The sequence below is a fragment of the Flavobacterium aciduliphilum genome, from assembly GCF_003268855.1.
GTDB classification, from domain to species: Bacteria; Bacteroidota; Bacteroidia; order Flavobacteriales; family Flavobacteriaceae; genus Flavobacterium; species Flavobacterium aciduliphilum.
Map to the genome: position 1 here is coordinate 63,472 of NZ_QLSZ01000010.1, position 12,733 is coordinate 76,204.

Here is a 12,733-nt window from a genome sequence, read left to right on the forward strand (position 1 = left end):
AATTTTGATACGTATTCCAAACACTTCATTTCATATACCCATGCGTTCCATTCTCACACTTTCAATAGCACTATTTAGTTTTTATTTTTTGTCGTGCTCTTCAAAAAAATCTGACGAAATTAAGCCCACCGTTGGCGCCATTACTGAAAGTATCTATGCGTCTGGCGTCATTAAATCGGAAGATCAATATACGGTATTTCCAACCGTGAGTGGGATTATGCAAAAACAACTTGTAGCGGTTGGAGCATCAGTTGTAAAAGGGCAGAATCTCTTTCTGATTGATAATGACAAGGCTTCTTTAAACACTGAAAACGCTCGGTTAGCGTATGAGTTGAGTAAGGCCAGCAACCATTACATTCAAGATAAGATTGCCGATATGGAAGCCAAAGTACAAATGGCAAAAGATAAATTAGCCTTAGATGCATCGGTATACAATAGAAACAAAAACATTAAGCAATATAATGTCATTTCTGAAGTGGATTATGAAAAAGTTGAATGGGCGTATAAAAATTCTAAATCCAATCTAGAATCCTTACAAAAACAATTAGCGCAGTTGAAAGTGCAACTGTCAAATGAGCAGAAGCGAAATGCAATCAATGTGCAACTAAGTGAAAAAGCTCAGAGTGATTACACAATAAAAAGTGCCTTTTCGGGAACATTATATGATGTTTTGGTTAAAGAAGGGGCATTAGTTTCGCCTCAAACTCCTTTGGCTATTGTAGGAAAGAAAAACGCATTTGTTATTGAATTGGATGTGGATGAAAATGATATGGTTCATGTGGCTGTTGGTAAAAAAGCTTTGATTACGCTAGATAGTTATAGAGGAACTGTTTTCGAAGCACTAGTGGATAAAATTTATCCTATTATGGATGAACGCTCTAGAACCTTTAAAATAGAAGCTCATTTTCTTACTCCACCACCAAAATTATATCCCAACTTGACTGTTGAAGCCAACCTCATTATTCAAACGAAAAAGAATGTTATGACGATTCCGAGATCATATGTTATAAATGACACCTATGTTCTAGTTGGTTCGAATCAAAAAAGAAAAATAAAAATAGGTTTAAGCGACTATCAGAATGTGGAAGTCTTGGGTGGATTGCATGCCAACGAAACACTATATAAACCACAATAATGAATTTTAAACTCATTCTAAATATTGCCATTCATTTGCTAAGAGCCCGTCTCAAACAAAGTATTGTCGCGGCTGTTGGCGTTACTTTTGGTATTGCCATGTTTATTACATTAGTCAGTTTTATGCATGGACTTAATAATATGCTGGATGAGTTGATGTTGAATCGGACGCCTCACGTTCGATTGTATAACGAAATTAAACCCACTGAACACCAACCCGTTTTTTTGTCAGAACAGTATAAAAAAAGTGTGAATTTTATCAGTTCTATCAAACCTAAAGATCGAGGCAAAGATATTTATAATAGTAAAGCCATTATTCATTATTTAAAACAAGATTCTAGAATTATTGATGTGGCGCCCAAAATAACTACTCCCGTATTTTTCAATTCAGGAACGATTGAAATTTCTGGGGTTGTTTACGGAATTGACGCTGTTGCGGAAGAAAAATTATTTCGACTAAGCGATTATATTATTGAAGGTAATATTTCCGATTTGACACAAAACAACAGCATCATCATCGGAAAAGGCTTAGCCGACAAAATGATGCTTAAGCGAGGCGATATTTTAAAAGTAACTACTGCTAAAGGAAATCTAGCGTCACTTAAAGTTGTTGGAATTACACAAATTGGCATAGCCGAACTGGATAATACGATGAGTTATACTTCTTTGAGTACTGCTCAAAAATTATTAGGAGCCCCAAAAAGTTATATTACTGATATTCAAGTCAAATTACATGACATCACTATGGCACCGGCACTCGCTAAAGAGTTTAGTGCCAAATTTAATGTTGATGCTATTGATTATCAAACGTCCAATTCCCAATTTGAAACGGGAAGTACTGTGAGAAGTATCATTTCGTATGCTGTGGGTATTGTGTTGCTCATAGTAGCCGGATTTGGGATATACAATATTTTGAATATGATGATTTTTGAAAAAATGGATAGTATCGCCATTTTGAAAGCAACAGGTTTTTCGGGAAATGATGTAAAATGGATTTTTATTCTATTATCCATGGTCATTGGTGCTGCTGGAGGGCTCTTTGGCTTACTTTTCGGGTTTATTTTTACCTCAATTATTGATGTAATTCCTTTTAGTACTGCGGCTTTACCTACTATAAAAACATATCCTATAGATTACAACAGTACGTATTATTTTGTAGGAATTACGTTTGCTTTGAGTACGACATTCATCGCTGGATTGTTTCCAGCCTTAAAGGCAAGTAAAGTCGATCCTGTTGAAATAATTCGTGGAAAATAAATGATGGCTCATGATTTCAAAAGTTTTAGAAACCAAAAAATTATCTAAGTTTTTCTATGACCCTGTAAAATTTCAGGTTCTCAAAGAGATTGACATGAGTATTAGTTCTGGTGAATTTGTTTCTATTGTTGGAAAATCAGGTTGTGGAAAATCGACACTGTTGTATTTATTATCCACGATGGATACCGATTATGAAGGAGAATTATTTATCAATGATGAGTTGGTTACAGGAAAAACCGATAAAGAATTTGCTTCCATTCGAAATGAAAAAATTGGATTCGTTTTTCAATTCCATTATTTGTTAACCGAATATAATGTATTGAAAAACGTGATGTTACCTGGACTAAAATTAGGAAAGTTATCAGAAGAAGAAATCGAATACCATGCTATGGAACATCTAAGGACACTCGATATGCACGAACAAGCTTTAAAAATGCCCAATCAATTGAGTGGAGGACAAAAACAAAGAGTAGCCATTGCACGTGCTTTGATTAACAAGCCTCTTATTATTATGGGTGATGAACCTACAGGAAATTTAGATCATAAAAACAGTAATTTAGTTTTTGATATTTTTCAAAAACTAGCAATTGAACATAAACAAACGCTTTTAATAGTGACACACGATAATGATTTTGCCACAAAAACAAACCGAATCATTACTATGGAGGATGGAAAAATAATTAAATAATAAGTATAGTAACATGAAAAATTTATCACAAGAAGAGTGGGCTTCAAAAATATCACTCGACGAGAATGCAGTTATATTAGATGTTCGAACAGAAGACGAGTGGAATGACGGATTTATTCCAGGAAGTGTATTAAATGATATTTATAAAGGGCAAGGGTTTATTTATAGATTAGACGAATTGGATAAAACAAAAAATTATTATGTTTACTGTAAAGCTGGTGGAAGAAGCGCTCAGGCTTGTATGATTATGGATCAAATGGGGTTTGAAAACACATATAATTTAGAAGGAGGATTTATGAATTGGGAAGGTGCTGTTGATTTTCCAAAATAAACAGACAAATCAACACTTACAACAAAGGAAACTAGAGCCAATTCTAGTTTCCTTTTTTAGTTTTATTAGGGTATTCTTGAGAGACTTAACATTAACATAACCTTAATAAAATGAAAACATAATTTGTATGTAACAAGGACTTTACATTGTTGCAGTTAATTTGCCAAAAAAAACAAATTATGGTTAAAAAATTATTTTTACTTGTTGTGTTCCTACTAAATGCAGGAATTTCATTCGCACAAATTACGTCATCTTCATTGAGTGGTAAGGTTTCAGATGGAACAAGTCCGGTTGTTGAAGCGACTGTAATCGTTACACATTTACCAACCAATACAAATTATGAAACGACCACAGACAAACAAGGGCGTTTTGGTTTTGATAATTTGAACGTTGGAGGACCATACAAGATTGTTATCAGAAGTATGGATATTACAGAGTATACCAATTCTCAAATTAATTTGTCACTTGGAGATAATGATTTACAAACCATAAAAGTAAAACGTAACGAAAATGTATTACAAGAAGTTACGATTGCTACAAAGAAAAATGCAGTAAAATATGGGGTTAATATCAATCAAGCGGTTATTAATGGTTTGCCTAACATCAATAGAGGTATTCAAGATGTTACCAAGTTGGTTCCCCAAAGTGCAAACAATTCTTTTGCAGGAACCAATTTTAGATATAACAACGTAACCATTGATGGTTCAATCAACAATGATGCAATTGGTTTTAGTCCGTCTTTGGGTGGCCAATCAGGTACTTCTGGGATGCCAGGAAGTAGTACTAGAACCAATTCTATAAGTTTAGATGCCATCCAAGATGTGCAAGTGTATATTGCACCTTATGACGTGAAACTTGGAAATTTCTTAGGAGGAAGTGTAAATGCTGTAACGCGTAGTGGAAGCAATACCGTTACAGGTTCTGCTTATGCTTATGGTAGAAATGCTGCGATAACAGGTCCAAATAAAGTAGGTGATGGTTCTAAAATGCCTAGTGCTTTTGAAGATTATCAAGTTGGATTTAGAGTAGGATTGCCTTTGATTAAAGATAAATTGTTTTATTTCACTAACGCGGAATATACAAAAAGAACTGATCCAGTTTTTTATAATGCTGGAGATCTTGATGCAAATGGAAATGTCTATTCCTTGGTTGACAATACCACAGCACAAACCATATCTGATTTTGTAAAAACAAAATATGGATTTAATGTAGGTTCATACAGTGCCTATAACAACTATTCTGAAAGTAAAAAATTCTTTAATAAAATCGATTGGAAAATTAATGGTAAACATGCGCTTTCTTTCCGAAATAATGTTGTGTTTGCAGAAGCATCAAATTTAGAGCGTGATGCCGCAAATTTTAGATTTTCAAGCATGGATTTTGTGCAAAAAAATAGAGCTATTAGTTCGGTTTTAGAATTAAAAAGTCACTTTAATACAAGATGGTCAAACTCTTTAATATTAGGTTATTCAGGGATTAAAGATTATCGCGAACCTACTTCAGAAAACTATATGTTTCCACAAGTAGAAATAGGATATAGTGGCGGAACTATCTTTTTAGGAAATGATCGTGAAGCTACAGTATTTAACATGAAACAAAATACTACTGAAATTACGGATAATTTAACTTATAAAATAGGAAATCATACCTTACTTTTTGGTACTCACAACGAGCTTTATGACATCAACTACGGATTTGTAAATGCTTTAAACGGACGTGTTTCTTACAAAACATTAGCGGATTTTTACAACTCATTGCCAGTGAGAGTAAGAGGAACTTACCCATTTGATGGTTCGACACGCGATGATATTTTCAACAATCCGTATGCTAAATTTAAAGTAAACATGTATAGTGCATACATTCAAGATGATATTAAAATTGGTAACAAATTGAAAGTATCTCCAGGAATTAGAGTAGATTATACAGATTTACCTACCAAGCCAAACTTAAGTAGTCAAGTTCAAAATTCTCCTGTTGACCCCTATTATGGAACAACTTATAACTATACACCGCTAAATCAAATCAAAAATAATTATTTTTCAACAGCTTCTTTATCTCCAAGATTTGGTTTTACTTATGATGTAAAAGGAGATAAATCATTTATTGTAAGAGGTGGTTCAGGAGTGTTTACAGGAAGAATTCCTTTTGCATGGTTAGGATATGCGTATTATAATGATGGTGTGGGGTATGGAAGTTATGATAAAAACAATCTTACTGCTGCAGATGTTGGGTCGTATGGCGATCCTTTAGCTACCAATGGATTGAATGGCTATCACGATGCTTCTCCTAAAGTGCAAGCGGATTTGATTGATAACAAATTCAAAATGCCACAAATTTGGAGAAATTCCTTAGCTTTTGACTATACCTTTAAAGGATATAAATTTACTATAGAAGGTCTTTATACAAAAGTGATTACCGATTTAATGTTCCAACAAGTAAATAAAACAGATGATGTGAAATATTTTACATATGATGTGAATCATCAAATGCCTATTTACGGTACAAATCCATATCCAAACATCAATCCTTCCTTCTCTAATGCGTATATGTTATCCAATACTAGCAAAGGATACCGTTACAATATTACAGGTATGGTGTCTAAATTGTATGATTTTGGATTCAATTTTACTGCAGCCTACACGTATGGTGTAGCTAAAGATATTACGAATGGAATTCGTAACTCAATGGAAAGTAACTATCAAATGAACCAATCGTTAACACCAAATGACCCACAGTTGGCTAATTCAAACTTTGCAATCAAACACAGAATTGTTTCAAATGTTGGGTATATCGTTGGATTGTCTAAAACTAATAAGTTATCGGCCAATGTGTATTTTAATGCACAATCTGGAAATCCATTCACTTGGGGATTTGTAAACAGTACACTAGCAGGAACAGGACAAGCAGCAGGATTGGCATACGTATTTAAAGATGCTGCTGAAGCTTCTAAATATATTGGAACGGTTTCTGGAGGTGTATTTACACCTAATGTTCAACAAGTGGCAGATTATGAAAATTTTATCAATAATAACGAGTATTTAAGTAGTAGAAGAGGACAGTTTACTGAGCGTAATGGAGATTTTACACCATGGAATATTCAAGCTGACATGCGTATCATGGACGAAATAAGTTTTAAAACAAAAAAGGAAAATACACATACGATTCAACTGTCATTGAGTATCATCAACGTTGGAAATATGTTAAATAAAAATTGGGGAAGAAGTTATTTTGTACCTAATACCTATAACTCAACAGTTAGTGTAGGTTTAACAAAAACAGGGAATTTACCAACAGGAACACCAAATGCAGGTGATCCGGTATATACATTTAAAACACCGACTTCAACATATGTAGTTGATCAATTTGCATCTCGTTTCCAAGCGCAATTCGGAATACGTTATTCATTCTAATCAAGATTAAAATAAATGAAAATTGTTATAACTTTTTTTGCAAGTTTCTTCTGTATGCTTGCTTCTGCTCAAATTACATCTGCAACCTTAAATGGAAAAATAACCGATGGTGAAGTTCCGATTGCTCATGCCAAAATTACCTTAATTCATTTACCAACAAATGCTAAATTTGAAGGAGAAACGGATAAAAAAGGACGATTCAGTATTGATAATTTAGATGTAGGAGGCCCTTATCAATTGGTTGTAGACAGCAATGAAATACAAGCCTATTCTAAAAAGAACATACAATTATCCCTTGGAGACAATGATTTTCCAAAACCGATAATAGTGAATCGAAAAGAGGAGAAAACTATTCAAGAAGTATCTTTAGAAGAAAAATCGGATGTTATAAAATCGAATTAAAGTATTTGTTTTGTTTATAGTAAAGGGGCATTTCATAATTTGAAGTGCCCTTTTTAGTTATTGTTCTAAAGTGATATGCTGACATTTAATAGCATAAATACTTGAAGTTTCTTTTGTGATAAGAGTTACTTTAGTAAAGTTTTGTGTAGGCTGAATGTGTTGTGTAATGACATATTTTCCTTTATTGGCAAGGATTTCAATCAAGTTTTGATCTAAAAAAACGTCTAGATTTAATAAATTATCTTCCATAGGGATGCTTTGTGGTTTACTTTCGAAAGTATAGCTTCCTGCCATTCGTCTATCTACAATAAGATTTTTTTCTGAAAAGGTCACCGAATACGTTTCGCCCAGTTCATTTGAAAAAAGCAACATACAATCGGAAGCTTTTTGAAACGTTAAGCTTACTAATGAACGATTCCATTCTTGAGCTGTTTTTTCATAGGGAGTTTGTATGTTTTTTTCTTCAAACATGAGTTTCATTGGAATTGAAGAGAGCACCTGTTGCCTAATTTTATAACGATTGTTTTCTTTGTAAAGTTCGATTGTTTTGGGTAGGAGTAAGGTCGATGTTCCTTCATCAATCCCAGACTGATGAAATTCCTTGTTTGAATTACTCCAACGCAGTAACGTTTTTTCAGGAGTTGATGCTATTGCAGAAGAATAAGCATCGGTACCATAATCGAGTGCGAGAGGAGTTTGTTCATTGGTAAATTTTGTTCCGTCAAAAGTTCCAATATAACAAAACGAACCTTGATTTTGTTCACTAGTCGTATCCTGTATGTCGACTATTAACAACCATTTTTCTTCTCCTGTAGTTGTTTTGATTGAAAACAATGAACTTTTTTTCCATAACTTTTCAGATTCATTTTTTATAGGTTTGAAAGTGCTTTCATAATGCCATTCTGTTAAATTTGGAGAAGACCAAATTTTTATTCCATCATTCAAACATTGGATAAGATGCCATTTCTTGAAAGGTTCATTCCAAATCAATTGGAAGGATTGTATTGTTTCTTTCTCATCCTTGATAAAATCGGTATTGTATTTTAATTTTTTCCAAGATTTGCCCTCATTTGTACTGTATTCAAATTCGAAAAATTTTGCCCCTTTTGTGGCATTCTTATCATTTGAACGATGAGAGACTAGAGCAACTAGAGTATTATTTCCTAATCCAGCAGCATTTTCTTGGTCCACCACAACGGTTTCCATAACGCATTCTGTATCGCTGTTTGAAAGCGAAATGGGATTTGTTGAAACCCAATGTAATAAATCAGTACTGATAACATGATTAAGGGTAGAAGTTCCTGTTTTAGCTTCCACAATGCTTGGTAAAAATAGATGATAAGTTCCTTTTACATACACGATATTTTTTACCGCATCAGTACTTTTTTCCATACAAGCGTAGTGGTAATAACTAGAGTCTTTAGAAACTTGACTCCATAAAATATTAAGAAACAAAAATGCTCCTAAAACATATCTTTTCATATTTTCTGCTATTAATTTTCTAGTTCTTTTAAAAGGAGTTGTTCCATTACTTTATAACCAGAAGTATTAGGATGTACACCATCTTCAGAAAAATTCTTATCCAAACCCAAATGCTCATCCACCATTGCCGAATAGTAGTCGATAAAATTGAGATGATTGACTAAGGCATACGTTTTTAATTTAGTATTGAGTTCGGCGATTTTTTCAACCGGATTTATTTTAGGATTCCAATACAAATGATTGGATGGTAATACCGAACACAACACCACTTTAAAATGATTGCTTTTGGCTAATTCAACCATAGAAACAATATTTCCAAAAATGGTTTCAACTGAAATAGGTCCAGTGTTCTCTGCAATATCATTGATTCCTGCCAAAATAATAACTTTAGACGGTTTTAAATTGATGACATCTTGTCGAAACCGCAATAACATTTGTGAGCTTGTTTGGCCACTAATGCCCCGATTCATAAGGTTGTTGTTTTCAAATAAATCGGGATTGTTTTGTTTCCAAAACTCTGTAATAGAATCCCCAAATAAGATGATAGGATTCTTATTTTTTTGCTTTAAATAAGCAGTGTTTTCAGCTGTATATTTCTTCAAATTGGCCCAATCTTTTTTCATTTGATCCTCTTGTGCGTATGTGAAATAAATGGTAAATGGTAGTAAAAAGAATACAAATATTGTTTTTTTCATATGTACTTATTTAAATCCAAGTCTCGTTTTTAATTTTAAAAACAAAAGCGCGATTGAATACGCATATTCCGTAGTTGTATTAGATTCTTCATGGTTTAGTTTATATGCTTGGCATATATCGGCCAACGAATATTTTTTATCCATGGTTTCGTTTAGTTTTTGATACATGATTTCGATATCAATCGCTTCATTTTTTAAACGGCCACAACCCATTTTTTCTAAAGCTTCATTTAGGATATCTAACCCATTATGTAAACGGTAACCTACAAGAGTGGCGCTTCCTATAAAGTCAACACACTTTTCGATAGCTTGAGATTCCGATAATTTTGTTTGTTCCGATTCCATTACAAAATCATTAGATAAACCGTTATCGTGTAAAAAGCGGTATTGCGGAATAGTAACCTCATAGCCTTGACCAATGTATACTGCGTCCTCAGCAATAGTCAAAGCCCCAATAGACAGAATAACATCTTTTTTTACGTTAAATCCCGTTGTTTTAATATGTATGGCAATATACTTAGGTTCTTTATGTTCAAATTTACCTAAATACGCTTTCCAAAATTCAGGATACTCTTTGTTTATGTTTTTTAACCAATCTAACATTTATGAAAATTGAGTGAGTTGAAATTTTCCTTTAATAACCTCTTCTAAATCTCGCATCGGCATCAGTGCATTTTTTAGGCGTTCTTTATCAGGTTTTGAAAGTTCGTCTAAGTTAATGTATTGACCATTGTCATCATTTTTTATGCCTTCAAGAGCTCTAAATTTCGACAAGACCAAAAACGCTTCGGCACAATTTAAATAGACTTCCGAAAATTTAGCATCAAGCATTGCTAATTGTTTGTAACGCAAATATGTGCTATTTATTCCCCGAATTCCCATACTTAAAACCAAAAGACGGGCACTATCTATTAATGGCATCAAAGCTCTGGTTTTTATGTCAAACTTTCCTTTAAATTCGCCATCTTCTTCCAGATTGAATTTTTTGAAAAAATTTAAAGGTGCTGGTTTTTTTATAGCATCATTTCCTAAATAGTCAAAAAAGAGTTGATTGTTGGATGAGGAATTAAAGACAATATCCGTAATGCTATCTTCAATTTTTTGATCCCCAAAAGCGATTTCATAATCAAAAAAGACACTGCTAATTTCATTCGATTTCTCACCTGGATTTTTCATCCAATTAACATATTGTTTTGTCCAATCTGTCAATGACTTACACCAGAGCATATTCCCTGCAATATGTCCTTGTTGACAAATAGGGTAGCCTACTTTTTCTAGGGTATTGGTCGCTTTTTTAGCTAGTTTTAAAAAATAATCCCGAACATCTCGATATCGGTCCGTTGTAACGTCATCAAATATTAAAATGCTATCTTGATCGGTAAGAAGTAATTGCTCTTTTCTTCCTTGGCTTCCTATACATAGCCATGCAAAAGGAACAGGAGGGGAGCCCAAATCTAAAATTGCCAATTCTATAGAACGTCTTATTAGAGCTAAAGTAATTTCGCCTGCAATACTATTGATGTGCGTGAGCGGAATATTTTTGTTTAATGAGGTTTGAATAATTTCATCCAACTTATTTCGTACAAGTTTGAGCTCTTTACCATTTTGAGCCCTCTTAATTTCCTTTAACAAAACCCCTGGATTGTTTGCTTGAGCTACTACTAAATCATGTTCAGAAATGATTCCTTTAATTTCTGATTGATCTGTTCCATCGCTTGTGACACAAAGATGCGTTACATCGTGTTTGAGCATGATTAACTGAGCTTCAGCAACCGATATGGATTCACTTACCGTAATAACTGGAGCCACCATAATTTTATCGATTGTATTGGAAAAAGCTACTTTTCCTGTAGCAACTTTCGAACGAAAATCTTTATCGGTGGCAATTCCTTTGGGAGTTCCATTTTCGGTAATTAAAACACAATCTTGTAAATCATTAGTAACCAACTGAGCTGCGTCTTTAATTATAGTTGAATGAGGAATAACAATTGGTTTTTTAGTATAGGATAGGGATTGAAAATAGAGCGCATCAAATTGTTTTTCTTGCAAATCAATATTTTCAGAAATTAAGCCATGTTGTTCCATTAAAGAACCACTTTTGGTATTGGTTGTAAAACTTTCCAATAAAAAGTCGAGAATATCAGAATTTTGCGCCACAAAAGGCTTGAATGTTGTAATAGGTATGGCATAGACAATGGATTCTTCTCGGGCTTTGGCTGTCATTTGGTAATTATTTTTTGCAAAAAAAGGTCGTAAACCAAACACATCACCAGCATAACATTTATTAAGAAGTGTTTCTTCCGCATCCGAAATTACAGTAAGATGAATGACCCCAGAAGCCACTACATAAAAGCAATCATGCAAAGAATCATTAATCTTGAATAAGGTTTTGTTTTTATTCAAATTGAGCACTCGAATGGAATTTGCAATTTTTTCCAAACTTTCATCGGGTAAGTATGAAAAGGGTAAAAAATCTTTTAAAAATACTGCAACTTGTTGTACAATAATATTACTCATAGTGTGCACGGAATAAAAATATTTTCGAAAGTACAAAAATAAAGATAAATCTTATTGCATTTAAATAAAATTATTGATAGAACTTTATTCTAAGCATTAAATGTGGAAAAGTAAGAATGACCTTGTTATATTCTGTTTTTATTCGAAATACTTCGAGCATTTTATAGTCTTTTGCGACCAATAAATCTAATTACCGACCCTATTCCATTATGATATAACCCTTCGCTTAATTCGATTTCCTGTTCTTCCAATTCAACAAATTCAAAATTTGGAAAATCCGATTTTATTTCGTCAATTGAAAATAAACTATCGATATCTTTTGGTCCGCCAACTTTTTCATTGGCCGTTACATAGGCAATATGCTTTTTGCTAAAAGCTTCAAAAATTATTGTCCCATTGACTTTTAAGTACTTGTCAAAGGTTTTATGGTATAAAGATTTAATTTCTGCAGGAAAGTGTGCATATATAAGAGCTATGGCATCAAAGGCTTCGTTTTCAATATCTAATGTGTCTAACTCACCAACCTTGTAGTCTAAAGTAACATTATTTTTTTCAGCCAGTTTTATGGCTTTGTTTTTACCTTCTTGACTTATATCAAAAGCCGTAACCTTCCAACCAAGAGTAGCTGCAAAAACAGCATTACGTCCTTCTCCTTCTGCTGGAAATAAAATTTTTCCAACAGGTAGTTTGGATAGTTCTTCTTTTAAATAATTGTTTGGTGCTTCGCCATAGGCAAATTCCTCTATACTATATCTATCATTCCATCGTGATGTCCAGATATCGTTTATTTTCGTGTCATTCCTATTTCCTTTCATTA

General features: G+C 33.4%; 11 protein-coding genes. 6 read left to right on the top strand and 5 right to left on the bottom strand.

Going from position 1 to position 12,733, the window contains the following annotated elements:
• Positions 1-4: 4 nt before the first annotated feature.
• From CLV55_RS10645 to CLV55_RS10670, 6 genes are all read left to right on the top strand, one after another.
• Positions 5-1,135, top strand: coding sequence for an efflux RND transporter periplasmic adaptor subunit (locus CLV55_RS10645; RefSeq protein WP_245902718.1), 1,131 nt, complete (start codon positions 5-7; stop codon positions 1,133-1,135).
• A complete protein-coding gene (locus CLV55_RS10650) occupies positions 1,135-2,391 on the top strand; it encodes an ABC transporter permease (RefSeq protein ID WP_112113783.1) in 1,257 nt (418 codons plus the stop codon). The genes CLV55_RS10645 and CLV55_RS10650 overlap by 1 nt, the downstream gene beginning before the upstream one ends.
• Before the next feature lie 10 nt (positions 2,392-2,401).
• Positions 2,402-3,079 (top strand): ABC transporter ATP-binding protein, encoded by a 678-nt coding sequence (locus CLV55_RS10655; protein WP_112113784.1) that lies wholly within the window; start codon positions 2,402-2,404, stop codon positions 3,077-3,079.
• A gap of 13 nt (positions 3,080-3,092) precedes the next feature.
• Positions 3,093-3,410, top strand: a complete 318-nt coding sequence (locus tag CLV55_RS10660; RefSeq protein ID WP_112113785.1) for a rhodanese-like domain-containing protein — start codon at positions 3,093-3,095, stop codon at positions 3,408-3,410.
• A 179-nt stretch (positions 3,411-3,589) separates the two neighbouring features.
• Entirely contained in the window at positions 3,590-6,820 is a 3,231-nt protein-coding gene (locus CLV55_RS10665; protein ID WP_112113786.1) for a TonB-dependent receptor, read from the top strand.
• A gap of 15 nt (positions 6,821-6,835) precedes the next feature.
• The gene (locus tag CLV55_RS10670; protein ID WP_112113787.1) at positions 6,836-7,222 is read left to right on the top strand and encodes a carboxypeptidase-like regulatory domain-containing protein; all 387 of its coding nucleotides are present in this window, start codon (positions 6,836-6,838) and stop codon (positions 7,220-7,222) included.
• A gap of 57 nt (positions 7,223-7,279) precedes the next feature.
• Here CLV55_RS10670 and CLV55_RS10675 read toward each other — a convergent pair whose 3' ends face one another.
• The 5 genes from CLV55_RS10675 to CLV55_RS10695 form a co-directional block, all read right to left on the bottom strand.
• Positions 7,280-8,704: a GH32 C-terminal domain-containing protein gene (locus tag CLV55_RS10675; protein WP_112113788.1), complete on the bottom strand. Its 1,425-nt coding sequence runs from the start codon at positions 8,702-8,704 to the stop codon at positions 7,280-7,282.
• 11 nt (positions 8,705-8,715) lie between these two features.
• On the bottom strand, positions 8,716-9,399 hold the full coding sequence (locus tag CLV55_RS10680) for a GDSL-type esterase/lipase family protein (RefSeq protein ID WP_112113789.1): 684 nt from the start codon (positions 9,397-9,399) through the stop codon (positions 8,716-8,718).
• 6 nt (positions 9,400-9,405) lie between these two features.
• Positions 9,406-10,002: a 3'-5' exonuclease family protein gene (locus tag CLV55_RS10685; protein ID WP_112113790.1), complete on the bottom strand. Its 597-nt coding sequence runs from the start codon at positions 10,000-10,002 to the stop codon at positions 9,406-9,408.
• Positions 10,003-11,916: a DUF294 nucleotidyltransferase-like domain-containing protein gene (locus CLV55_RS10690; RefSeq protein ID WP_112113791.1), complete on the bottom strand. Its 1,914-nt coding sequence runs from the start codon at positions 11,914-11,916 to the stop codon at positions 10,003-10,005.
• Positions 11,917-12,077: 161 nt separating this feature from the next.
• Complete coding sequence (locus CLV55_RS10695) at positions 12,078-12,731, bottom strand: class I SAM-dependent methyltransferase (protein ID WP_245902719.1); 654 nt, start codon at positions 12,729-12,731, stop codon at positions 12,078-12,080.
• Between the last annotated feature and the right edge of the window lie 2 nt (positions 12,732-12,733).

Coding starts and splice junctions, on each gene's coding strand:
- CLV55_RS10695 (WP_245902719.1), bottom strand. CDS start 12,731: ATGAAAGGAAATAGGAATGACACGAAAATAAACGATATCTGGACATCA.
- CLV55_RS10690 (WP_112113791.1), bottom strand. CDS start 11,916: ATGAGTAATATTATTGTACAACAAGTTGCAGTATTTTTAAAAGATTTT.
- CLV55_RS10665 (WP_112113786.1), top strand. CDS start 3,590: ATGGTTAAAAAATTATTTTTACTTGTTGTGTTCCTACTAAATGCAGGA.
- CLV55_RS10660 (WP_112113785.1), top strand. CDS start 3,093: ATGAAAAATTTATCACAAGAAGAGTGGGCTTCAAAAATATCACTCGAC.
- CLV55_RS10650 (WP_112113783.1), top strand. CDS start 1,135: ATGAATTTTAAACTCATTCTAAATATTGCCATTCATTTGCTAAGAGCC.
- CLV55_RS10675 (WP_112113788.1), bottom strand. CDS start 8,704: ATGAAAAGATATGTTTTAGGAGCATTTTTGTTTCTTAATATTTTATGG.
- CLV55_RS10655 (WP_112113784.1), top strand. CDS start 2,402: ATGATTTCAAAAGTTTTAGAAACCAAAAAATTATCTAAGTTTTTCTAT.
- CLV55_RS10680 (WP_112113789.1), bottom strand. CDS start 9,399: ATGAAAAAAACAATATTTGTATTCTTTTTACTACCATTTACCATTTAT.
- CLV55_RS10685 (WP_112113790.1), bottom strand. CDS start 10,002: ATGTTAGATTGGTTAAAAAACATAAACAAAGAGTATCCTGAATTTTGG.
- CLV55_RS10670 (WP_112113787.1), top strand. CDS start 6,836: ATGAAAATTGTTATAACTTTTTTTGCAAGTTTCTTCTGTATGCTTGCT.